The following is a 21,779-nucleotide window of genomic DNA, read 5'->3' as shown; positions in this document are numbered from 1 at the left end:
TCATTCGACCTCAATCTCACGCACCCGCATCTCCGTTCCGCCCGTGATCGCGAGCTGATCACCGCCGCAGCGTGGGCACGGCGCGAACGAAGAACACAGGGCGATCGTTTCGCTGCAGTGCAGGCACCATGCCTGACCCGGAATTCGCGTGATGTCCAGGCCAGCTCCTGCCGCCGGGCCCTCGCGCGTCACCGCTTCCCAGCAGAAACGCAAGGCCTCGATCTCGACCCCGGCCAGCTCGCCGATCTCGGCAAAGACCGTGCGCACGCGGAACGCGCCTTCGCGTCTCGCTGCTTCCTCGGCGATCTCTACGATGCTCTCCGCGATCGACATCTCATGCATGGAACTGCACAAGCTCGACGTCATGGCGCAAGCACGGGTCGAGCGACTGTATGGCGAGATCCACGCGCTGCGCAAGTTCTCGCGGCGCCCGTGCGGGTAGTCCGATCAGGTCCGCCGGCAGTGCTCCCTCGGGGTGGAAGTTCCACTCGGTCGGAGCGACGATGCGATAGCGGGCCACACGCTCGCCTACCAGCTCGGCCGCATGCACCAGCAGTCCTCGCGCCGTCTCCACCCCGGCGATGCCGTGTCCCGGTGCGAGCGTGACGCCCAGGATGCGGCAACGTGGCGTTTCCCCTGCCAGCAGTCTGCTGAGTTGTGGCGGAATCTCGGCCAGTTCGATCCAGCGTGCCAGGACGCGCTGATACGCGCGACTGGTGCCGGACGGCAGGGCCTGCCAGAGAGGATGCCCGATCAGCCGCGCACGCGCCCCGCATTCGGCCGGCGCGCCCTGGTGCAGGGGAAGTTTCGCGAAATTGACGTCGCGCTCCAGCGCATCGCCGATCTGCCGCAAGCCTGCGTCGCTCAGACACGGCAGGTACGGCGGCTTCTCGCCGTGCCCCAGGGCAGCCAGGTGCAGCGCCCGCAGGATTTGCGCGAAGGGCGCGTCGCATGCGGCTTGCCATTCGCGGAGCGCCTCCGGGTCGCCTTGAGCGAATGGCTCGCCGCCGCACTCTTCCTCGATTGCCGCTTGCAGCGCGACGAGGAAACGCGACCAGTCTTCGCCGGTACCACGATTGCGCTCCAGCTCGTGCTTGAGACGAGCGACGGCGGCCGGCCGCTGCGGCAGCCCGAGCAGCCCGGGCAGGTCGATCCGCAGCCGCCACAGGTACTCGACAGCGACTTCCGCGAGCACCTCCATCTCGCGGTGCCGGGCAGCCGCTGGCGGGGCACCGCGGGCGGCATCCAGCGCCGCCTCCACGGCCGCGGCCTGCGCGCGCTTGCAGATCGAGAAAATTCGCGGCAGCAGTGCCTGTACTTCGGCTGCTCGCCGCCCGCCAACCAGAGCCCGGGTGACATCCGGGCGCGAGGAGAACACGCGGACCCCGCAGATGCGCTCGCCATCCCAGTCGACGCTTATCCGCAGGCTGCCTTCGATCTCCACATCGCGCGATTCGGAAACAGGTTGCAAGTGGAAAGCGAGATTCCATTTCTGCAGGCGATTTGTCAAGCCCGTGATCAGCGTGGGGTTGTGCGGATGCTGCGCCGCGTCCTTAAGTCCATAATCTAATGGTGAGAATGGATGGCGTCGGCGGCCGGCACGGAATTTGCGCAGTTTGCGTCCAAGAGATTTCAAATGACCGTCCACTGTGATGCGACGGCGGCCACACTGCGGAGGGGGACTTCGATGCTTGCGCATAGCGAAGAGGAATGCTCGCTGGATTTCGACGCAATAGAAGGCCGACTGGGCCTGTCGCGTCGTGATTTTCTCAAGTTCTGCACCGGGCTGGCGAGCACCATGGGCCTTCCGGCCGGCGCCGACGCAGCGATCGCGAAAGCAGTGGAAAGCGCAAGGCGGCCGTCGGTCATCTGGCTGCACTTCCAGGAATGCACCGGCTGTACGGAAAGTCTTCTGCGCGCGAACCACCCGACGCTCGAGCGGCTGATTCTTGACATCATCTCGCTCGATTATCACGAAACGCTGTTCGCGGCTGCCGGGCACCAGGCCGAGGCGGCGCGCCGGCAGGCGATGGCGGACAACAAGGGCAAGTATCTGCTGGTGGTCGAGGGCGCCATCCCCACCAAGGACAAGGGCATCTACTGCAGGATCGGCGGGCAGACGGCGGTCGATCTGCTGAAGGAGTGCGCAACCGACGCGGCGGCGGTGGTCGCCATTGGCTCCTGCGCCTCGTGGGGTGGCGTGCCGTCGACGAAGCCGAACCCTACCGGATCCGAGGGCGCGGGCGAAGTGCTCGGCGCAAAGGTGGTGAACCTTCCCGGCTGTCCACCGAACCCGTACAACCTGATATCCACAGTGGTCCACTATCTCACCTTCAACAAGCTGCCGGAGCTGGATGCCAAGGGCAGACCGAAGTTCGCCTACGGACGTCTCATTCACGAGAACTGCGAGCGCCGTGCGCACTTCGACGCCGGGCGCTTCGCCGGGGAATTCGGCGACGAAGGCCATCGTCAGGGCTGGTGCCTGTACAAGCTCGGCTGCAAGGGCCCGGAAACGCACGCCAACTGCCCGGCGGTACTCTTTGGTGACGTCTCGAACGCGTCCTGGCCGGTGGGCACGGGTCACCCCTGTATCGGCTGCACCGAAAAGGGCATCGTTTTCACCAAGCCGATCCACGCGCTGGCCGAACTCAAGACGGTCACGCCGCCGATCTTCTTCGCGCGTCCTGCGGAAGAGCGCGGCACGGGCGTGACCTTCGCCGCGGCAGCCGCGCTCGCCGCGATTGCCGGTGCCGCTGCCGGCGGTACGGCGATGCTCGCGCGCAACCTGGGCAAGAGCGTGCCCGAGGCAAAGGCGGACGTCGCTGCGCCGGACGAGCAGAGGGGAGGGTGAGAGATGGGCATGGATCGGCGCAACTTCCTGAAGGCTGCGTCGGGTGGAACGCTCGCGGCAAGCTGCGTACCTTCCGTCCAGGCCCGCGAAACGAGAACCATGCCGGAGGGCGCGGTGGGACTGCTGTACGACGGCACGCTGTGCATCGGCTGCCGGGCGTGCATGGCCGCCTGCAAGGCGGAAAACGATCTCCCACCCGAATTCAACGAAATCGAAGGCAGCGCCTATTGGGACGCACCGCTAGACCTCTCGGGTCGGACGATAAACATCATCAAGGCCTACGTCGGCGGCGACAGCGACAGGAAGGACACCCTCGACGGCTACGCCTTCACCAAACTGTCGTGCTTCCACTGCGTCGACGCCTCGTGCGTCTCGTGCTGTCCGGTCGCGGCAATGACGAAGGACCCGGTCACCGGCATCGTCAGCCACAGCAAGGAAGCCTGCATCGGCTGTCGCTATTGCGTGGCGGCCTGCCCGTTCGGCGTGCCGCGCTTCACCTACGACGAAACCTTCCCGCACATCGCCAAGTGCCAGCTCTGCAGGCACCGCATGGCGCAAGGGAAATTCGCGGCGTGCGCGGAAGTGTGCCCGACCGGGGCGACCATTTACGGTCCGGTGAAAGAGCTGAAGAAGGAAATCGCGCGGCGCAGGGCTCTCGCGCCGGGAACGGAAACGGAGTTTCCCCGCGGGCACATCGGATCCGGCGACACGCACATTGCCCCGATTGCGAACTACGTCGATCACGTCTGGGGCGAAAAGGAAATCGGCGGCACTCAGGTCCTGCATTTGTCTGCCGTTCCCTTTGACAGGCTGGACAAGAAGCCGCTTCCGGATGTCGCTCCCGCGAACGTGTCGGAGTCGCTGCAGGGACGGATCTACCACGGCATGATCGCTCCGCTTGCCTTCCTGGGTGCACTCGTGTTTGCCGCCAAGCGCAGCGCGAAGGCGCTCGGCGAACAAGGCGAAGCGGGCGGCACGGACGCGGGCGATGACCGCAAGGGAGAGTGACATGGCAGGCTCGGATGCTCATCCCGCGCCGGCGCCGATGGGCGGCAGGCTGATCACGCCGTGGACGGTCTTTCTCGGACTGCTCGCGCTGATTGCCGTGTTCTTCATCGGGAAGCGGCTGATCTTCGGTATCGGCGCCGTCTCCAACATCAACGACGGATACCCGTGGGGCATCTGGATGGTCTTCGACCTGGTCATTGGCGCGGCACTGTCGTGCGGCGGCCTCGCGATGGCGCTGATGGTCTACATCTTCAACAAGGGGCAATACCATTCGCTGGTGCGACCGGCGTTGCTGGCATCGGCCTTCGGCTACACGCTGGCGGCGACTTCGCTCTTCTTCGACCTCGGACGCTACTGGAACTTCTGGCATGTCTTCTGGCCCCGTTACGCCCAGGCGAACTCCGTGATCTTCGAACTCGCGGTGTGCATGACCGCGTACATACTGGTGATGTGGATCGAGTTCACGCCGACGGTCATGGACAAACTCGGAATGCAGGGCCTGCGGAGGAAATTCGAGAAATGGCTGTACGTCTTCATCGGCCTCGGGGTGCTGCTGCCGGTGATGCACCAGAGTTCGCTCGGCTCGATGCTGGTGATCTTCGGTCCGCAGATCAATCCACTCTGGCAGACGCCGCTGCTGCCGCTGCTGTTCCTGATTTCGTGTCTTGCCATGGGCTACTCGATGGTCATCTTCGAAGCGTCCGTGACTTCGGTGGGCTTCCGGCGACCACTGGAGAGGAAAATTCTCGGCAGCATCGGTCTCGTGCTGAAGTGGTTCCTGATCGCCTGGCTGATCGCACGTTTCGCTGATCTGGTCTGGCGCGGGGCGCTCGATCCGGCCTTCGTACCGGGCGCCCGTTCGCTCATGTTCTGGATCGAGAACATCCTGGTGGCGATTCCGCTCTTCCTGCTGTGGACGCCAGCTTGGCGCGGCAGTCCGCAGAAGCTTTTTCTCGCGGCGGTCGCGATGGCCTTGCAGGGGATCATCTACCGCATCAACTGCTACTACACCGCCTATGACACGGGCGACGGGTGGAACTATTTCCCGTCCCTGCCCGAAGTGATGGTGTCTCTCGGCTTCATCGCCATGGAAATACTCGCTTTCGTCATCGTTGTGCGCCTGCTGCCCGTGCTGCCCGCGCCAGAGCCTTCGCCGAATTCGGCTCCGGCGAGCTAGTGCGACTTGGAGACCAAGGAAATGTCGAAACGTATCACTATCGATCCGATCACTCGTATCGAGGGGCATCTTCGCATCGACTGCGAGGTGGGCGGCGGCAGCGTCAGGAAAGCCTGGGCTTCGGGCCAGATGTGGCGCGGAATCGAAGTCATCCTCCTCGGTCACGACCCGCGCGACGCGTGGGCGATCACGCAGCGATTCTGCGGTGTGTGCACGACCGTACATGCGATCGCGTCGGTACGCGCGGTCGAAAACGCGCTCAACATGGAGATACCGGTCAACGCGCAGTACATCCGGAACATGGTCATTGCCGCGCATGCAGTCCATGACGAGATCGTGCACTTCTACCATCTTTCGGCGCTCGACTGGGTGGACGTCGTTTCGGCGCTCCAGGCCGACCCCGACATGACGGCGGCGCTGGCCGAGAGTCTGTCCACCTGGCGGGGAAACGGCAAGTACGAGATGCGCAAGGTGAAGGAGAAGCTCGCGGGGTTCGTCAATACCGGGCAGTTGGGGATTTTCACCAACGGCTACTGGGGCCACCCGGCGATGAAGCTGCCACCCGAGGTGAACCTGCTGGCCGTCGCGCATTACCTGCAGGCACTGGAGGTTCAGCGCAAGGCGAACAAGATTGTCGCCATTCTGGGTTCGAAAACACCTCACATCCAGAATGTCGCGGTGGGCGGCGTTTCCAATCCGATTGCGGTAGACAGCCAATCCGTACTGTCGATCGAGCGCCTACTGGCCGTCAAGAGCGACATCGACGAACTCCGGGATTTCGTTCAGAACGTCTACCTGGTCGATGTCGGTGCCATCGGCGCGTTCTATCCAGACTGGACCAAATACGGTGCGGGAGTTACCAACTATCTTGCCGCCCCGGACTTTCCGCTGGACCCCAGAGGGACGCAGTTCGTGACGCCAGGTGGCTACATCAAGGCTGGCAACCTCGACAGCTTCCAGCCGATCACGCAGTTCGGCGATGCGCTGCTGCGCGACAACGTTGCAGAGTCGGTGAAGCACTCCTGGTACAAGGGCGGCAGCGGCGCCTTGCATCCTTACCAGGGCGAGACGGTTCCCGATTACACCGATTGGCAGGAGAACGGCAAGTACTCGTGGGTGAAGTCGCCCACCTTCGCCGGCGAGCCGGCGCAAGTCGGTCCCTTGGCGCGGGTGATGTGTGCCGTGGCGGCCAAGCACGAGCCGATCACGAAGCACCTGAAACGCGTCGTCGAGATCGTGTCCACGGTCGGCAAGATCGAAGTGCCCGCCAGCGCACTGCACTCGACCATCGGTCGCCACGCGGCGCGGGCCGTGATGTGCGCGGTCAATGTGGATGTCCTCGACGCGCAGTGGACGATGCTGATGGAAAACCTTGCCCGGGGCGATCTCAAGACCTTCCACAAGCCGGTGTTCCCGAAAGGCGAGCAGCAGGGATTCGGCATCCACGAAGCGCCGCGCGGCCTCCTGTCGCACTGGGTCGTGATAGCCGATGGCAAGATCAAGAACTATCAGGCCGTGGTGCCGACGACGTGGAATGCGGCCCCGCGCAACGAAAAGGACGCGCCCGGACCGTACGAGGCGTCGCTGGTGGGCACGCCCATCGCGGATCCGGAGCGCCCCCTGGAAGTGCTGCGCACCGTGCACTCGTTCGATCCGTGCCTCGCCTGCGCGATCCACATGGTCGATCCGCGACGCCGCGAGATCATGCGCGTCAGTGTTCGCTAGGGCAACTGGCGGTTCGTTGGCGATTCAAGCACACGCAAGGGGAGACGCGGCGTCGATGCGCATCGTCGTGCTCGGGATCGGGAACATCCTCCTGTCGGATGAAGGCGTGGGGGTAATGGTGGTGGACGAACTTGCACGCCGCTACCGCCTGCCGCCGGAAGTCGCGGTGATCGACGGTGGCTGTTCGGGTATGGAGATGCTGGACGATCTCGCCCGAGCAGACCACGTGATCGTCGTCGATGCGGTGCAGGCGGACCTGCCACCGGCGACTCTGCTCGAGCTGCGCGACGACGACGTCCCGGCCTTCTTCACGGCCAAGCTGTCGCCGCACCAGCTTGGCCTGTGCGACGTCCTGGCAGCACTCAAGCTCACGGACGAGAGCCCGGCCAATCTCCTGTTGATCGGCGTGCAGCCGGGATCGCTCGATCTTGCGATGCAACTCTCGCCGCGAGTCGCGGCCATCGTGCCGACCATCGTCGCGCGCGTCGTGCGCGAGCTCGAGGCGCAGGGTGTGCGTCCGGTGCTGCGCGCGGCAGCCTGACGGAGCGGGCAGGGTGTGCGTCGCGATTCCGTCCCGGGTGACCCGGTTGTGTGGCATGACTGTCACCGTCGAGTGTTTCGGCATCGAGCGCGAAGTGAGCGTCGCACTCATGGGCGAGCCAATCGCGGTGGGCGATTATGTGCTGGTTCGTTCCGGACGCCATGCCATCGAGCGTATCGACCGTGACCGCGCGCTCGACGTACTGTCCGTCATGGAGCAGTTCCTGACAACAATCGAAGCGGAGGCGGCCAGCGAGCAAAGGCTTGGCGGCGCCACTACGGGACGTGGCGCATGACCACGGCCGGTCGTTTTCTCCGTCACCAGGGGCCGTCGGTCCGGGCAGACGATTTCGGGTTTCAGGATGACCCTGGCCCGACTCTCGAGCGCGCGTTTGGCAACATCCACCTGCATCGCATGCAGGATGTGCCGCTCTGCAACCACGCGCTGCGGGTGGAGGCAGTCGGCTTTCGACGCACCGACGATGGCTGGCTGGGCGTTCTCGTCACGCCGTGGTCGATGAACGTCATGCTGCTGCCGGCGCGCGGCGCCCACTGGACGCACATGTTGCTCGGCGCCAAGCGCTGGCAGTCGTTGCCATCAGGGACGTACGAGGTTTTCGGCAGCACGGAGGAGGGCGTGGGCGAGTATCACTATTTCTCGCTCTTCTCTCCCATGGCGGGCTTCGCGTCGCAGGACGAGGCGCGGAGCATCGCCAAGGCGGCGCTGGCCTTGCTCGTCGACCCGGATACGGCCGAGAAGATCGATGCCCCGGCCACGAAGGAGTCGCGTGACGAATCAAGAGATCGCAGCAGGCGTGATTTCCTGTTTGGTCGCTTTCCGAGCACGCGTCACTGAGCGGCGCCACCACCGCGAGGGGGCTCGCCGTTTCCGTGCAGCAGACGCTGGCGATCGGTCTTCGATAGCCTTTGCAGAGCGAAGGTCAGCCGGCGCGTCGATACCCGCAAGCCGTTGCGCCAACAGCGGCTGGCGCCGACTCCAGCCGGTATCGCCCGTCAGCGTCTGAGTGCGGCCGGCCTGCTTGCGCACCTGACCTCCGCCGTGCAATGAAGAGGCACTTGCTTGCCGTCCTGCTGCTGTCCGGCACGATGCATACGCCCGGCGCCGGCGACAAGGATGCACCCTATGTCGTCAAGGACGGCCGCAGGGTCGATGCCGGGACGCTGGAGGGCTGGCGCACTTGGCGCGCGATGGGCTGTGCCCGATGCCATGGCGAGGAACAGGACGGGGCCATTCCTCTGGTCGACCGGCTGCAGCGCCTGAGCAAGGAGCAGTTCAGGATTACCGTCCTGAATGGACGACAGGACAGAGGGATGCCGCGCTTCGCGGGAATCAAGCAGGTCGACCAGAACATCGACAACCTTTACGCCTACCTCAAGGGCCGCGCGGACGGCGCGATCGCGCTGGGGCATCTGGAGAAGCTGGAGTAGTCGACGAGTGGCCGCCACCGCGAGCGAAGGCAAAGGGCGGCAAGGCGCGAGCAGTGCGGCAGTTGACATGATGACGATCATGCGAAATAATCGCCGCATGATAGGTAACATGTGAACTCATGGCCACTCGCGCTGAACTGAAGGCTGAATCCCGGAACCGAATACTGCAGGCCGCAGGGACGCGTCTGCGCGTCGAGGGCCTTGCCGGCGCCGGCATTTCGGACGTAATGAAGGATGCCGGGCTGACGCATGGTGCCTTCTACGCGCATTTCGCGAACAAGTCCGAGTTGTCTGCCGCCGCTTTGCGACACGCCCTGCTCGAAAACAGGGAGCGTTGGGTTGGCGAGCGAAAGGACGAAACGTGGAAGCAACGTCTGCGACGACTGGCGCATCGCTACCTGACGCAGATCCATCGTGATCGTCCCGCGGAGGGCTGCGCCCTGGCTGCTCTGGCGACGGAAGCCGGACGCGGCGACGAGCTTATCCGGCGAGCATTCGATGAGGAATTGCTCAAGTCCTTGCACGGCATCTGCAACGGCGCGCAGGAGGAGCAGGTGCCCACCGACCTCCGGCTGGACGATGCGATTGCCCTGATGGCCCTGTGCGTGGGCGGCATCTCCTTGTCCAGAGCAGTTGCCGACAAGGAGCTTTCAGCACGAATCCTTCGCGCCTGCGGTGATGCGGCGGGTCGGATCGCCTCCGTTACCAAACAAGACTGAATGGAGATTGACCAGCGAAGCCATGCCATCCATCGAAACATTTCTTGCCAACTATCCGCTGCAGACCTACGAAAAGCTTCGCTATGCCGATACCGATCGGCAGGGGCACATCAACAATGCCGTCTTCTCGACAATGCTGGAGACGGGCCGGGTGGAGCTGCTCTATGCGCCTGATTCCTCGTTGTCGGCGGCGGGTTGCGCCTTCGTCATCGCCAGCCTGCATCTGGACTTCCACGGCGAAATCACCTGGCCCGGGCAAATCGATATCGGCACTCGCGTATCCGCCGTGGGAAAGAGCTCGCTGACCCTCGAACAGGGGCTGTTCCAGGGTGATTGCTGCGTGGCGACCGCCCGGACCGTCATCGTGCAGATGGACGAAGGAAGTCGTCGCTCTCACCCATTGACTGATTCGGCAAGGCAGACACTTGTCCGGCTCATGCCTCGTGCCGCCTGAGGAAACTTCCGTGAGCCTGTTGATGACGCATGTCTGCCAATACACCGGTCCGGGTTGCATCCCTGTCTTGCTGCGTGACCGTGGCACGGTCTATTGCCACGACATCTCGTTTGCCGAAACGAGCGCAGCCGAGGAGTACGAAGCAAGCCATGCCGGCGCGGTGGCCCTGCGCGCCCAGACGCCGCAAGGGCTCGTGGCCGAACTGAGCGCGCTCGGAGTCGCCATCGAAACGGTGATTCACAACGACGTACACCCCAACACGCCAGTGCCGATCGAGCAGATCCCGCTCGAAATGTTTCGACAGTCGGTCGACGTCCTGCTTCTCTTTCCGATCGAACTCACGCAGCGACTGTTGCCCGGCATGAAAGCGGCGAAGCTGGGGCGCTTTGTATTCGTGACCTCGGCTCGCTATCGTCAGCCCGAGGCGGGTTTCTCCGTGGCGACGACGATCCGGGCGGCGACGACCGCATTTGCCCAATCGCTGGCCCGGGAGGCAGCACCGGACGGCATTCAGGTCAATGTCGTGGCGCCCAACTACCTGTACAGTGAAGCCTACTATCCGCGTGCTCGGTTCATCGACGATCCGGCGGGCAGGGCGGAAATCGCCGGCAAAGTGCCCATGGGCAGGTTGGGCAGGCCAGAGGAAATCGGTGAATTGATCGGATTCATGGCTTCCGGAAAATCGCAATTCGTTACCGGACAAGTGATCGACTTCACAGGCGGCTGGCCGTGATGCTCTGACTGCAAGCATTGGCGCTCACCGTCGATTGCCGGTGTGCTGGTGCTCCCCGCCGGCATCGTTGCGCTCGGCCGGCAGGATGCCAGCAGTTATCGTCGAATATTTGATCCGGACCGCTGTTCCCCGCTTTCTTGCGTTTTGCGTCAACGGATGGGTGGTACGGGAGTGTGCCGATGCGCGGCACGGGTCAGCCAATAGCCAACGGCGAGGGCGACGGCGAGGGCGGCAGTCGCGTACACGTAGTCTGCACTGATTTCCTTGTAGTCGAGAATGATGATCTTCCGCAGCACGGCCATGTAGGCGGTCGCCAGTACGATGTCGAGTTGCAGGCCCTCGTCACGAAGATAGCTGACGATATTCACGAAGACCTCGATGGCGATGAGTACTGCCATGAAGGCGCCGAAAGTGGCGAGAATGTCGCTGATGTCGAGAAGCAGGAACGGGTGGCTCCTGGCCCGCGTGTAGAGGACGTAAATCACGTCGGCGACACCCCACCAGATCACCAGCACCATGAGCACTGCCAGAACTCGCGCGGCATAGCGAATGATGGCGTGCAAGCGGCGGACAAAGTGGTATTCGGCATCGTGGTCGAAGTGGGAATCCCGGTCGGGGTGCGGCTCATTCATCGTCTGTTCCAATCTCTGGACATGTCTCTCGTGTGCTCCTTGGCTCCGGGGATGGTGGCCCCGCCTTCGCTGCTCGTGCTGCTCCGGACGGCACGCCTCGCAGACGGAACAAGTTTCCTGATTTGGCTACAGGCTGGTGCCGTGGTCGCCCGGCCTTGCCGGGCTGCCCACGGATAGGTTGGAGCCTTTGGGGCAGATCCTCTCGAATCAGGCCGTTGGCATTTTCGTTGTTGCCCCGTTGCCAGGCGGGGGTCGGCGAAATGGTTTCGCGTGCCGTCGGCGGCAGCCAGGCCGCGATGACGGGCCATTTCTTTAGCCCGATCATGGGTCATCGTCTTACGCAGTGCGGAGGTCCCAATGATCGCTTCGACGCGGACCACGGTGAACGATTTTCGAGCGGTGCCGGTCCCCTACGACGGGAGGTGAATTGTACCGGTTTTCGTCGCGGGCCACCCGGTGTTGCGGAAAGTCGGATAATCTGGTGCCCGGAATCGCCAGGGAGGGAAACATGGACGCAGGACGCGAACGAGACGACATGGGGTTGGCGGCGCGGCCAAGGGGTGACACGTATCCGCTTGCCCTCGTCCGGCACGGTCCAGGCTTTGGCGATGCCGCTGGCCGTTGGGACGAGCTCGGGTTTCGTGCTGGCGCAAGGCAGACGGGCTTCACTTACCTCGGGCTGATGATTCTGGTCGCGGTACTCGCCCTGGCAACCAGCGCGACGCTGACGCTCGGCAGCATCGCGCAGCGACGGGAAGCAGAACAGCGACTGCTCGAGGTCGGTGACGCGTACCGCCGGGCGATTGCCAGTTACCTGAACAGCAGCCCGGCCGGCGACCGCCGCTATCCCGCCGCGCTCGGCGATCTGCTCAAGGACCCTCGCTATCCCGGCGTTCGCCGACATCTGCGGCAGCTTTACCCGGACCCGATCACCGGCAAGAACGAATGGGGTCTGGATCTGGCGCCTGGTGGCGGGATCATGGGGATCCACAGCCTCTCGAACGCGCCACCGATCAAGATCGCCGAGTTTGAAACCGAGAATCGTATGTTCGAAGAGAAGTCGCGCTATTCGGAATGGGTCTTCGCCGTCGTGCCGTCGGTGGCCACTGTCATTCCGGCCGCCGCGGGAACAGTACCGGTAATGGGAGGGGCGGTACCGGTAGCGGCGGGGGCGGTACCGGGAGCACGCGGCAGCACACCGGCGCAGGCGCCGCTCCCTTCGATGCTACCGGATTCCTCGCTGTTTCCCGCGCAAAATCCGGCGCCGGTCGCTGGTGCGGGGCAGTCGTTGCCGTGAGCTTCAACTGCCCGCGTAGCCGCGTCGGAATCCGCTAGCCTTCCCAGCGACGACAGCCGGAAAGCCATCGATGCGCCGGGGCAGGCGGTTCTACTTCGCGGTGACGCAAATCTGTCCGGTGTAGAACGCGGCGCCTCCGATCTCTTCTCCGGCGACGGCGATGACTCCCGACGCGCCGTCAAAATCGTCCGTGCCAGCAGTGATCTTGAGCATCTCCGCCACTAGCTGCCGTTGTCCGTCGATGGGAGTGACCGTGATAGTGTCCTCCGTGTACAGCGTGCCGCTGCGACCAGTGACCAGCTTGCCGGTCAGAGTGCTGTTCGCGGTCAACACGCTGACGTTGGTGCGTGTACCCACAAAGGCCAGCGGTGTAGTGAGCTCGGTCTGACTGACGTCGGAGACTTGGACGGAGGTGACGTCGGAAACTCCCTTGAACTTCGCCTTGCCTTTCCCCTCGATAAAGAAGCGGGAACACCCATTTCCCCCGCAACTGGAGAGATCCGGGATGGACGTCACCGTTCCATCCACCGGGATGCACACCGGGCCCTTGACACCACCAGCCGCCGCAAAGCCACTGCCCGCGCACGCGAGCAAGACAGTCGTCATCGTTGTTCGGATTATTGGTTTCACTCTCGACTCCTTCCAAGAAAGCGGTGAGACGCCCGTTTCTCTGCCGCACAAGAATGGGAAAACGCCGGGTCGATTCATTATGCAAGATTTGCTCGCAAAAACAAGCCTGCCTGCTGTCAGGCCAGGACTTGTACGAGCGTTCCGACCGACTTTCCGCATCAGTACGAGGCCCCGCATCCGGTCCGCCTCGCACTCTCATAGGCGTACAGACGTTCCTGCATCCAATGGCAGCGCTTCTGCGTAATAGCCGGCAAGGGAGCTGACTTCGCTTCCTTGTGCCTGCAAGGGAACCCGGGGCAGTGACGCACGAACTGTGCGGCGAACCGGGAAGTGTTCATCCTGTGAGGAGGTATCACCATGATTCGTTTGAAAACCCAGTGCAGGCAGAACGCCGTCGACCAGCGTCACGCCGCGGTCCTGCGACGCGCGCGCTGCCGGCTCGTTTCCGCCATCGCCACGCTGTTTGGCGTCCTCTGTCTCGGCGGCGCGCCGCAGGAGGCATCGGCCGTCGTCATCAATCTCGATACGACGTCGCTCGCTGGCACGCCCGCGGTGCTCGATTTTTCGCTGATCGACGGCGATGGTCTGCCGAACAATTCCATCACCATTTCGTCGATCGTCGCCGACGTTCCTCTCGGCAACAGCGTCTGTGTCGTCGGCTGCAGCGGAGGGCCGCCGTTCACGGTCGATGACGCCGGCGGTTTCGGTCAGTTCCTGCAGTACCTGACGCTGGGCGACCGCCTGACCCTCGACCTGAGCTTCACCGGCAACTTCTCGGGATTCGGAGCTCCCGACCGGCTGGCGCTGTCGCTGCTCGACCCGGCGAGCAACTTCACTCTGGTCGATAGCGATCTCGACTTTGCCAGTGACCCGGTGCCGGTTCAGGATGCCTTGCTGATCGTGGACTACGCGCCGGGAGCGCCGATCATTCGGCTCGCATCGGCAAGCAATCCGTCGCTGCCACTGGCCATTCCCGAACCGGGTGTCGGTGCTCTCTTCCCGTTCGCGCTGGCTCTGCTCGGCGGGCAGCGCATCCGCCGTGGAGCCCCGCGCGTATCCAGCAAGACGCTGCCCGTTGCAGCCTCTCGCTTCCCCCAGTCGACTCAAGCCAATACCGGAGAATGAACATGAAACTCTCTGCCGCATCGCTCCAAAGTTCCCTTGCCGCCCTGGTGCTGGCGGCTTCATGCCTCGTCTTGCCCGGATCCGGCGCGTTTGCCGCCAATCACCGCGAGGCACCCTTGACCGCATTCGACCACAAGGCCGACATCACCGACTGGTTCGCCTTCGTCAGTTATGACGATCCCGGCAAGGTGACGATGATCCTCAACGTTGACCCGCTGCTCGAGCCTGCAAACGGGCCGAACTATCACCCCTTCGATCCCGAGGTCCTGTACGAAATGAAGGTGGATAACAACTTTGACGGCGATGAGGATGTCAAGGTGGTATTCCGCTTCCAGACCGAGATCCGCGCGCCCGGCGTGTTTACCGGTTTCGTCGGCGTGGGGTCCGGGGTGGCTACGCCAGCGAATTCGCCGGCGCCGGTAGCGCCCGGGACGGCGCTGCTGCCGCCGGCGATCGCCACTCTCGACGGGCCCGGTTCCGCCGGTCTCAGCCTGCGCCAGAGCTACACCGTGACCATCCAGAAAAAGAGCGGTGGCAGTTGGCAGACGGTGTTCAGCAGCGGCAGTCAGAAGCTCTACGCGGTTCCCGCCAACGTTGGCCCGCGCACCATGCCGGATTACCCGGGACTCGCCCGCCAGGGCATCTACGATCTTGGCAGCGGCATCAAGGTATTCGCCGGTACCGTCGACGATCCCTTCTACATCGACCTCGGCGCCGCTTTCGACACGCTGAACTTTCGCACCGGCGCCTTCGGCAGTGGCGTGCCGGCGGTCTTGACCGACGCGCAGGATGCGGTCGATAACGCCAACTTCGCGTCCGACGCGGTTGCCGGGTACAACGTCAACAGTATCGCCATCGAACTGCCGATCACCATGCTGACCAGCGACGGTGCACGGCACCCGGCGACCGACGCGAAAGCGGTGATCGGCACCTATGCCAGCACCTCGCGGCCACGCATCAAGGTACAGCCGACGGCTCCGGGCGGCAAGCCGTCGCTGTCGACCAATTTCGTGCAGATCCAGCGCATGGGCAATCCGCTGATCAACGAGTTGCTGATCGGGACCGGCGACAAGGACAAGTTCAGCATGTCCGAGCCGAAGAACGACAGCCAGTTTGCCGGCTACCTGCTCGACCCGCTGCTGGCGCGGGTGATCAATGCGGCCTATGGCGGCGCCGTCACCATCCCGCCGCCACCGCGCAACGACCTGCTGCCGCTGGTCACCTATGCGCCGCCGATCTGCCCCGGCTGCACGCCGGCGCAGGCCGGACCGGTTGCCGATCTGCTTCGCCTGAACACCGGTGTGCCGCCGACGGCGCAGGCCAGTCGCAAACGGCTGGGCGTTCTCGCGGGTGATCCGGCGGGCTTTCCGAACGGCCGCCGCGTCTCCGACGACGTCACCGACATCGCCATGCGCGTCGTTGCCGGGGTGCTCCGGCCGCAGTTCAACGTCTTCCCGAACAATCGCCTGGGCGACGGCGTGAACACCAACGATGTGCCCTACCAGGAAACCTTCCCGTACGTCGCCTTCGCCAACAGCGGCCGCGACAGCCGCCATCAGGGCCCCGGACACCTTGGCTGCGTGGCGCCGACTTCTCCCTTCGTGTCGGTGACCTGCCCGACCAACTGATCGGCAACGGCAACGAGCGGATTCCCCAGCCGGCATCCGCTCGCCCTCTCTCTCTCGCCTGCGAGGATGTCCCGTGAATTACTTGTGCCTGCCCTGGCTGGTAATGGCCGCTACGCTGTCGCTGCTGCCGACCGGAGCGTCGGCCTTGCCCTACCTGCCGAAGTCCGACGATCAGATTCTCGAACGTCTGCCGCTCGCACCGAGCGATCCCGTCGCCCGTGAAGTGCGCATCCTGCGCCAGGAACTCGCCAGCCAGCCCGGACGGCTCGATCTCGCCGTACAGCTCGCGCGTCGCTATACCGAGCTTGGCCGCGTGCGCGGCGATCCGCGCTTCACCGGCTACGCGCAGGCGGCGCTGGCGAACTGGTGGGAGCAGCCCGAGCCACCTTCCGAAGTTCTCCTGGTGCGGGCGACCCTGCGCCAGCGCAGCCACGATTTCGCCGCCGCGCTGGCCGATCTCGACGAACTGATCCGGCGCAATCCACGCGACGGGCAGGCACGTCTGTCGCGGGCGACGATCCTGCAGGTGCAGGGCGACTACACGGCGGCGGCGAGTGAATGTGCGGTGTTGCGGCGTCTCGCTTCGGAGGTGGTGTGGGCGGCTTGCGCCTACGGCCTCGCCGGCAGCAACGGCCAGTTGCGCGAGAGTTACGCGGCATTGGCTGCCTTGCTAGCCCGGCAGCCCGACGCGAGACCCGAGGTCAAGGCCTGGGTGTTGTCGATGCTCGCCGAGATGGCTGCGCGCGCCGGCATGAACGATGCCGCCGAAGCGCATTTCCGCGCGGCGCTGGCGATCGATCGCGAAGACCATTATCTGCTGACGGCCTACGCGGACTGGCTGCTCGACCAGCAGCGACCGGCAGAAGTGGTGCGACTGCTCGAAGCGCAGCAGCGTACCGATGCGCTGCTGCTGCGTCACGCGCTCGCGCTGCGGGCGCTCGATTCCCCGCTGGCTGGCGGCGAGATCGAGCAACTGCGTGCACGTTTCGCCGCCAGCCGTCTGCGCGGTGACCGCGCCCATCTGCGCGAGGAAGCGCGCTTCACGCTCGATTTGCTCGGCGATCACCCGCAGGCATTGGCTCTGGCGCGGGAGAACTGGTCGGTGCAGAAGGAAGTGCCGGACCTGCGCCTGTTGCTGCAGGCGTCGCTGGCCGCCGGTGACGCGGCAAGCCTCGCCGACGTGCGCCGATGGCTGTCCCGGTCGCGCAGCGAAGATGTCGTGATCGGGCGCCTGCTGCCCAAGGAGCTGCCATGAGCAATTTCGCACTTCTCCGCCGCCTGACACACGGACTCCTGCTGCTCTGCCTCGTGCTGGCCGCGCCGGCGGCGAGCGCGCACAAGCCCAGCGACAGCTATCTCACGCTGCAGTGGAGCGAAGCCGGACTCGATGGTCAGTGGGACATCGCCCTGCGCGACCTGGACTACGCGCTCGGGCTAGATGATAACCAGGATGGTGTCATCACCTGGGGCGAGTTGCGTGCGCACCACGCCGACATCGCCGCCTATGCGCTGGCCCGGCTCGCAGTGTCTGCCGGCGGCAGGGATTGCCCGTTGCGCGTCGTCGAACATCTGGTCGATGACCACAGTGACGGCGCGTACGCCGTGCTCCGCCTTGCGGCTGCCTGCGGCAGCACCAGCGATGTCCTGCGGGTGAACTACCGGCTGTTCTTCGATCTCGATCCGCAACATCGGGGGCTGCTCCGCCTCGAGAGCGGCGGGCAGACGCGCACCGCGATTTTCAGCAACACCTTGCCGGTGCAACAATTCATCGCGTCCGAGACGGGCGGCATGCGACAGTTTCTCGACTACACGGCGCACGGTGTCTGGCACATCTGGCTGGGCTTCGACCACCTGCTCTTCCTGCTGTCGCTGCTCCTGCCTGCGGTGCTGATCCGTGTCGACCGCGCCTGGGTGGGCGCCGAGCGCTTTGGCGACGCGTTCCGGGACGTGGTCAAGGTGGTCACCGCCTTCACGCTGGCGCATTCGATCACCCTGTCGCTGGCGGCGCTCGACGTCGTCCAGTTACCGTCACGATGGGTCGAATCGGCGATCGCCGCGTCCGTGATTCTCGCTGCACTGAACAACCTGTTCGTCGTCGCCGGCGGCAGCCGCTGGCTGTTTGCCTTCGCCTTCGGGCTGATCCACGGCTTCGGCTTTGCCAGCGTGCTCGCCGACCTCGGTCTGCCGCACGATGCCCTGCTGCTTGCGCTCGTCGCCTTCAACGTCGGCGTCGAAGTCGGTCAGCTCGCCGTCGTCGCCGCATTCCTGCCGCTCGCCTGGCTGCTGCGCCGACAGTGGATCTACCGGCAGGGAGCGCTGGCCGGCGGGTCGCTGCTGGTGATCGCGCTGGCCAGCGTCTGGCTCGTCGAGCGCGCCTTCGATCTGAAACTGACCCTCTGAAACGGGGTGAAGCGGATCATCGCCGCCGACCGGGTTCGGCTGCCGGCGGTTGCTTCCACTAGAATAGGCGCTTTTCCCGACTGCGACCGACGCCATGATCCGCACCCGCTTTGCTCCATCGCCCACCGGCTTCCTGCATATCGGCGGTGCGCGTACCGCCCTTTTCTCGTGGGCGTACGCGCGTCGCCACGCCGGCAGATTCCTGCTCCGCATCGAGGACACCGACCTCGTTCGCTCAACCCCGGAAGCGGTGCAGGCGATTCTCGGCGGCATGCAGTGGCTGGGTCTGGAGCACGACGAGGGCCCGTTCTACCAGACGCAGCGGATGGATCGTTACCGGGCGGTGATCGAGCAGATGCTTGCCGCCGGCAGCGCATACCATTGCTACATGACACCCGAGGAACTCGACCACTTGCGCGAGGAGCAGCGTGCCGCCGGCGCCAAGCCGCGCTACGACGGCCGCTGGCGGCCGGAGCCGGGCAAGACCTTGCCGCCGCCGCCGGCCGGACGAGCGCCGGTAGTCCGTTTCCGCAATCCGACTGCCGGCGTCGTGGCCTGGGACGATCTCGTCAAGGGACGGATCGAAATCGCCAATGCGGAGCTCGACGACCTGGTGATTGCGCGCGCCGACGGCGCGCCGACCTACAATTTCTGCGTCGTCGTCGATGATTGGGACATGGGCATCACCCATGTCATTCGCGGTGACGACCACGTCAACAACACGCCACGCCAGATCAACATCCTGCAGGCGCTCGGCGCCGAGGTGCCGCTCTATGCGCACCTGTCGATGATCCTCGGCGACGACGGGCAGAAGCTCTCGAAGCGGCACGGAGCGGTCAGCGTCATGCAGTACGACGAACAGGGCTACCTGCCGGAAGCGGTGCTCAACTATCTCGCGCGCCTCGGCTGGTCGCACGGCGACGACGAAATCTTTTCGCTGCAGCAGTTCTGCGAGTGGTTCGACCTCGATCACATCACGGCGTCGGCTGCACAGTTCAATACCGACAAGCTGAACTGGCTCAATGCCCATTACCTGAAGCGCGCCGGGACAGCACGGCTGGCCGAGCTGGTGCGCCCGCGGCTGCAGGCGCGTGGCGTGAACGTCGGCACCATACCGTCGCTTACTGCGATCGTCGATCTTTACAAGGAGCGGGCAGGCAACCTCAACGAACTCGCCGACATGGCGGAAGTGTTCTATATCGACCTGCATCCGAAGGCCGAACTGCTGGCGAAGCATCTGACGGCGGAAGCACTGCCGGTGCTCGGCGAGTTCATCGACCGCTTGCCGGAAGTCGCCTGGGAAGCCGCCGCGATCGGTGGGCTGATCAAGGATTGCGTCACCCGCCATGGCCTGAAGATGCCCCGGCTGGCGATGCCGCTACGCGTGCTGCTGACGGGCCTGGAGCAGACGCCGTCGGTCGACGCCGTGGTCGCCCTGCTACCGCGCGCGACGGTGCTCCGGCGTCTCGCCGCGGGCCGCGACGCCGCTCTCTCTGCGGCCGGCACTTCGTAGCTGTCCTCGTCGCACCCCCGGCGCGGATCACCGCTCGGTGGCGCACGGCGCTTTACAGTTGCGGGCTCACTCCCTATAATCGCCGCTTCTTTCGGGCGGGGGTATAGCTCAGCTGGGAGAGCGCTTGCATGGCATGCAAGAGGTCCGCGGTTCGATCCCGCGTACCTCCACCAGCATTTCGAAAGAGATTTTCCGGGTCCCCATCGTCTAGAGGCCCAGGACACTACCCTTTCACGGTAGGTACCGGGGTTCGAATCCCCGTGGGGACGCCAGATTTCCGCCGCTTCGCCGGGAAACCTGGCGACTGACGCCGTCCGGGCGGAAAAGCGGATCGCAGCGACTCCCTTCGATTCGCGGGCCGATCAATTTCTCCCGATGTCGCGCCCCCTGTGGCCGCGTGTGCGGCGGGTGCCGCTAGGATTCTGCGAAGACCGGGCGCCACCTTCCGGCACGGGCGCCACTTTCCGGTAATTCATTCCGGCTGGCGCGAATCGATGCTGATCGTCACCGGGCCGTCGTTCACCAGGTGCAGTTGCATGTCGGCGCCGAAGACTCCCGTTGGCACGGGTCGGCCAAGTGCGCGTTCGAGATGATCGACGAAGCGCTGGAAAAGTGGTTGCGCGATTTCGGGTCGTGCCGCACGGCTCCACGACGGCCGATTGCCCTTCCGTGTCGACGCGAAGAGCGTGAACTGGCTGACCGCGAGGATCTCGCCGCCGACCTCGAGGATGCTGTCGTTCATCGCGCCGGCGGCATCGGCGAAGATGCGCAGCCTCACCAGCTTGGCGGACATCCAGGCGAGGTCGCTGTCGGTGTCGCTCGCTTCGAAACCGGCGAGCACCAGCAGACCCGCTCCGATCGCACCGACCACTTCGCCGCCGACTTCGACCCGCGCTGCGGCAACGCGCTGCACGACCACCCTCATCGCGGCGATTGCTGCCCGATCCTGTCGGCTGGCGACAACCAGCGCACCGGCTGCGTCAGCGGCTCCGGCTGCAGCGTCACGTGCGTGATGCCGAGATCGGCGAGGGTGTGCCGGCTGGCGGCGAGCACGCCCGGCCACTGTTCGAGGGATTCGACGATCAGATGCGCCGAAAGCGCCACGCGTTTCGACGAGAGCGTCCAGATGTGCAGGTCGTGCACCGAGGCAACGCCGGCAACGCCGGCCAGCACGCGTCCGATCTGTTCGGTCGACAGGCTGCGCGGAACTCCCTCCATCAGTGCCTGCAGGACTTCGCGCAGCAGGCGCAGGCTCGATGCGAGCATCAGCGCGCAGATCAGCATCGAGAGCAGCGGGTCGACGGTGGTCCAGCCGGTCCACATCACCACCGCGCCGGAAACCAGCGCAGCCACCGACCCGAGCAGATCGCCAAGGACATGGAGCAGGGCGCCTCGGGTATTCAGCGTCTGCTCGCCGCCCATCAGCAGCCAGGCAACGGCGATGTTGAGCAGCAGGCCGAGCGCCGCGACCAGCGTGACCGCCTCGCCGTTCACTGCCGCCGGTTCCAGGATTCGGCCGACCGCGGCGACCGAGATGCCAACGACGACGACGACCATGAACAGCACGTTGAACAGCGCCGCCAGCGTCTCGACGCGCCCATAGCCGTAGGTGTGACGCTGCGTCGGCGGCCGTTGCGACAGCCAGGCGGCGAACGCGGCCAGTCCGAGCGAAGCGCTGTCGGTAACCATGTGCCCGGCGTCGCCGAGCAGTGCCAGCGAACCGGACCAGAAACCGGCCGCCGCCTCGACGCCGGCGAAGCCGAGAGTCAGCAACAGGGACCAAAGCAGGCGCGGACCGGCGTCCGCATGGTGATGGTGTGCGTGCCCGGCGTGATCGTGGTGATCGTGCTCGTCGTGCTCGTCGTGCTCGTCGTGCTCGTCGTGCTCGTCGTGCTCGT

At 64.8% G+C, this 21,779-nt stretch carries 23 protein-coding genes and 2 tRNA genes; 19 read left to right on the top strand and 6 right to left on the bottom strand.

The annotated features are described in order from the left end of the window. Positions 1-342: a hydrogenase maturation nickel metallochaperone HypA gene (hypA, locus tag NFV80_RS14715; protein WP_295324396.1), complete on the bottom strand. Its 342-nt coding sequence runs from the start codon at positions 340-342 to the stop codon at positions 1-3. After that, a complete protein-coding gene (locus NFV80_RS14710) occupies positions 335-1,510 on the bottom strand; it encodes a nickel-dependent hydrogenase large subunit (protein ID WP_295324393.1) in 1,176 nt (391 codons plus the stop codon). The genes hypA and NFV80_RS14710 overlap by 8 nt, the downstream gene beginning before the upstream one ends. A 177-nt stretch (positions 1,511-1,687) precedes the next feature. Between NFV80_RS14710 and NFV80_RS14705 the strand changes: the two genes are divergently transcribed. The 11 genes from NFV80_RS14705 (at position 1,688) to NFV80_RS14655 (ending at position 10,656) form a co-directional block, all read left to right on the top strand. Beyond that, a complete protein-coding gene (locus NFV80_RS14705) occupies positions 1,688-2,851 on the top strand; it encodes a hydrogenase small subunit (protein WP_295324391.1) in 1,164 nt (387 codons plus the stop codon). Between the two features lie 3 nt (positions 2,852-2,854). Beyond that, positions 2,855-3,859 carry a hydrogenase 2 operon protein HybA gene (hybA, locus tag NFV80_RS14700; protein ID WP_295324388.1) on the top strand — a complete coding sequence of 335 codons (1,005 nt, stop codon included), beginning with the start codon at positions 2,855-2,857 and terminating at the stop codon, positions 3,857-3,859. 1 nt (position 3,860) lies between these two features. Further along, a complete protein-coding gene (hybB, locus tag NFV80_RS14695; protein WP_295324386.1) occupies positions 3,861-5,036 on the top strand; it encodes a Ni/Fe-hydrogenase cytochrome b subunit in 1,176 nt (391 codons plus the stop codon). A 21-nt stretch (positions 5,037-5,057) separates the two neighbouring features. Further along, on the top strand, positions 5,058-6,761 hold the full coding sequence (locus NFV80_RS14690) for a nickel-dependent hydrogenase large subunit (RefSeq protein WP_295324383.1): 1,704 nt from the start codon (positions 5,058-5,060) through the stop codon (positions 6,759-6,761). Between the two features lie 55 nt (positions 6,762-6,816). After that, positions 6,817-7,302: a HyaD/HybD family hydrogenase maturation endopeptidase gene (locus NFV80_RS14685; RefSeq protein WP_295324381.1), complete on the top strand. Its 486-nt coding sequence runs from the start codon at positions 6,817-6,819 to the stop codon at positions 7,300-7,302. Continuing rightward, positions 7,271-7,597 (top strand): HypC/HybG/HupF family hydrogenase formation chaperone, encoded by a 327-nt coding sequence (locus NFV80_RS14680; protein WP_366143437.1) that lies wholly within the window; start codon positions 7,271-7,273, stop codon positions 7,595-7,597. Before NFV80_RS14685 ends, NFV80_RS14680 begins: the two co-directional genes overlap by 32 nt. Then, on the top strand, positions 7,594-8,157 hold the full coding sequence (hybE, locus tag NFV80_RS14675) for a [NiFe]-hydrogenase assembly chaperone HybE (RefSeq protein ID WP_295324376.1): 564 nt from the start codon (positions 7,594-7,596) through the stop codon (positions 8,155-8,157). Before NFV80_RS14680 ends, hybE begins: the two co-directional genes overlap by 4 nt. Before the next feature lie 221 nt (positions 8,158-8,378). Further along, positions 8,379-8,750 carry a cytochrome c gene (locus NFV80_RS14670; RefSeq protein ID WP_295324373.1) on the top strand — a complete coding sequence of 124 codons (372 nt, stop codon included), beginning with the start codon at positions 8,379-8,381 and terminating at the stop codon, positions 8,748-8,750. 119 nt (positions 8,751-8,869) lie between these two features. Continuing rightward, positions 8,870-9,469 (top strand): TetR/AcrR family transcriptional regulator, encoded by a 600-nt coding sequence (locus NFV80_RS14665; protein WP_295324370.1) that lies wholly within the window; start codon positions 8,870-8,872, stop codon positions 9,467-9,469. A gap of 22 nt (positions 9,470-9,491) precedes the next feature. Further along, positions 9,492-9,923 (top strand): thioesterase family protein, encoded by a 432-nt coding sequence (locus NFV80_RS14660; RefSeq protein WP_295324459.1) that lies wholly within the window; start codon positions 9,492-9,494, stop codon positions 9,921-9,923. A gap of 10 nt (positions 9,924-9,933) precedes the next feature. Further along, positions 9,934-10,656 (top strand): SDR family oxidoreductase, encoded by a 723-nt coding sequence (locus NFV80_RS14655; RefSeq protein ID WP_295324368.1) that lies wholly within the window; start codon positions 9,934-9,936, stop codon positions 10,654-10,656. Between the two features lie 149 nt (positions 10,657-10,805). Here NFV80_RS14655 and NFV80_RS14650 read toward each other — a convergent pair whose 3' ends face one another. Beyond that, entirely contained in the window at positions 10,806-11,288 is a 483-nt protein-coding gene (locus tag NFV80_RS14650) for a phosphate-starvation-inducible PsiE family protein (RefSeq protein WP_295324365.1), read from the bottom strand. Between the two features lie 508 nt (positions 11,289-11,796). Between NFV80_RS14650 and NFV80_RS14645 the strand changes: the two genes are divergently transcribed. Then, entirely contained in the window at positions 11,797-12,585 is a 789-nt protein-coding gene (locus NFV80_RS14645) for a type II secretion system protein (protein ID WP_295324362.1), read from the top strand. A 90-nt stretch (positions 12,586-12,675) separates the two neighbouring features. On the opposite strand, the gene NFV80_RS14640 is transcribed toward NFV80_RS14645, so the two are convergent. Then, positions 12,676-13,215, bottom strand: coding sequence for a hypothetical protein (locus NFV80_RS14640; RefSeq protein WP_296759144.1), 540 nt, complete (start codon positions 13,213-13,215; stop codon positions 12,676-12,678). Between the two features lie 357 nt (positions 13,216-13,572). Between NFV80_RS14640 and NFV80_RS14635 the strand changes: the two genes are divergently transcribed. From NFV80_RS14635 to NFV80_RS14605, 7 genes are all read left to right on the top strand, one after another. Then, positions 13,573-14,340: a hypothetical protein gene (locus NFV80_RS14635; protein WP_295324357.1), complete on the top strand. Its 768-nt coding sequence runs from the start codon at positions 13,573-13,575 to the stop codon at positions 14,338-14,340. Between the two features lie 2 nt (positions 14,341-14,342). Then, the gene (locus NFV80_RS14630; RefSeq protein WP_295324354.1) at positions 14,343-15,968 is read left to right on the top strand and encodes a DUF4331 domain-containing protein; all 1,626 of its coding nucleotides are present in this window, start codon (positions 14,343-14,345) and stop codon (positions 15,966-15,968) included. A 73-nt stretch (positions 15,969-16,041) separates the two neighbouring features. Further along, positions 16,042-17,223 (top strand): hypothetical protein, encoded by a 1,182-nt coding sequence (locus NFV80_RS14625; protein WP_295324352.1) that lies wholly within the window; start codon positions 16,042-16,044, stop codon positions 17,221-17,223. Continuing rightward, positions 17,220-18,368: a HupE/UreJ family protein gene (locus NFV80_RS14620; RefSeq protein WP_295324349.1), complete on the top strand. Its 1,149-nt coding sequence runs from the start codon at positions 17,220-17,222 to the stop codon at positions 18,366-18,368. The genes NFV80_RS14625 and NFV80_RS14620 overlap by 4 nt, the downstream gene beginning before the upstream one ends. A gap of 94 nt (positions 18,369-18,462) precedes the next feature. Further along, a complete protein-coding gene (gltX, locus tag NFV80_RS14615; protein ID WP_295324346.1) occupies positions 18,463-19,881 on the top strand; it encodes a glutamate--tRNA ligase in 1,419 nt (472 codons plus the stop codon). Between the two features lie 97 nt (positions 19,882-19,978). Further along, positions 19,979-20,054, top strand: a tRNA-Ala gene (locus NFV80_RS14610). Positions 20,055-20,077: 23 nt separating this feature from the next. Next, a tRNA-Glu gene (locus tag NFV80_RS14605) sits at positions 20,078-20,153 on the top strand. A gap of 200 nt (positions 20,154-20,353) precedes the next feature. On the opposite strand, the gene dtd is transcribed toward NFV80_RS14605, so the two are convergent. Together dtd and NFV80_RS14595 are read right to left on the bottom strand one after the other, a co-directional pair. After that, positions 20,354-20,806, bottom strand: coding sequence for a D-aminoacyl-tRNA deacylase (dtd, locus tag NFV80_RS14600; RefSeq protein WP_295329229.1), 453 nt, complete (start codon positions 20,804-20,806; stop codon positions 20,354-20,356). After that, positions 20,803-21,779: cation diffusion facilitator family transporter (locus tag NFV80_RS14595; protein WP_295329227.1), on the bottom strand; the 977-nt coding region annotated here is incomplete at its 5' end. The genes dtd and NFV80_RS14595, both read right to left, overlap by 4 nt.

Source organism: Accumulibacter sp., assembly GCF_023806565.1.
Taxonomy (GTDB): domain Bacteria; phylum Pseudomonadota; class Gammaproteobacteria; order Burkholderiales; family Rhodocyclaceae; genus Accumulibacter.
This window is presented reverse-complemented; position numbering and strand designations above follow the sequence as displayed.

Excerpts from the sequence above, each read along its gene's own strand:
- hypA (WP_295324396.1), bottom strand. The coding sequence starts at position 342 with ATGCATGAGATGTCGATCGCGGAGAGCATCGTAGAGATCGCCGAGGAA.
- NFV80_RS14705 (WP_295324391.1), top strand. The coding sequence starts at position 1,688 with ATGCTTGCGCATAGCGAAGAGGAATGCTCGCTGGATTTCGACGCAATA.
- hybA (WP_295324388.1), top strand. The coding sequence starts at position 2,855 with ATGGGCATGGATCGGCGCAACTTCCTGAAGGCTGCGTCGGGTGGAACG.
- hybB (WP_295324386.1), top strand. The coding sequence starts at position 3,861 with ATGGCAGGCTCGGATGCTCATCCCGCGCCGGCGCCGATGGGCGGCAGG.
- NFV80_RS14690 (WP_295324383.1), top strand. The coding sequence starts at position 5,058 with ATGTCGAAACGTATCACTATCGATCCGATCACTCGTATCGAGGGGCAT.
- NFV80_RS14685 (WP_295324381.1), top strand. The coding sequence starts at position 6,817 with ATGCGCATCGTCGTGCTCGGGATCGGGAACATCCTCCTGTCGGATGAA.
- hybE (WP_295324376.1), top strand. The coding sequence starts at position 7,594 with ATGACCACGGCCGGTCGTTTTCTCCGTCACCAGGGGCCGTCGGTCCGG.
- NFV80_RS14665 (WP_295324370.1), top strand. The coding sequence starts at position 8,870 with ATGGCCACTCGCGCTGAACTGAAGGCTGAATCCCGGAACCGAATACTG.
- NFV80_RS14660 (WP_295324459.1), top strand. The coding sequence starts at position 9,492 with ATGCCATCCATCGAAACATTTCTTGCCAACTATCCGCTGCAGACCTAC.
- NFV80_RS14650 (WP_295324365.1), bottom strand. The coding sequence starts at position 11,288 with ATGAATGAGCCGCACCCCGACCGGGATTCCCACTTCGACCACGATGCC.
- NFV80_RS14645 (WP_295324362.1), top strand. The coding sequence starts at position 11,797 with ATGGACGCAGGACGCGAACGAGACGACATGGGGTTGGCGGCGCGGCCA.
- NFV80_RS14635 (WP_295324357.1), top strand. The coding sequence starts at position 13,573 with ATGATTCGTTTGAAAACCCAGTGCAGGCAGAACGCCGTCGACCAGCGT.
- NFV80_RS14630 (WP_295324354.1), top strand. The coding sequence starts at position 14,343 with ATGAAACTCTCTGCCGCATCGCTCCAAAGTTCCCTTGCCGCCCTGGTG.
- NFV80_RS14620 (WP_295324349.1), top strand. The coding sequence starts at position 17,220 with ATGAGCAATTTCGCACTTCTCCGCCGCCTGACACACGGACTCCTGCTG.
- gltX (WP_295324346.1), top strand. The coding sequence starts at position 18,463 with ATGATCCGCACCCGCTTTGCTCCATCGCCCACCGGCTTCCTGCATATC.
- dtd (WP_295329229.1), bottom strand. The coding sequence starts at position 20,806 with ATGAGGGTGGTCGTGCAGCGCGTTGCCGCAGCGCGGGTCGAAGTCGGC.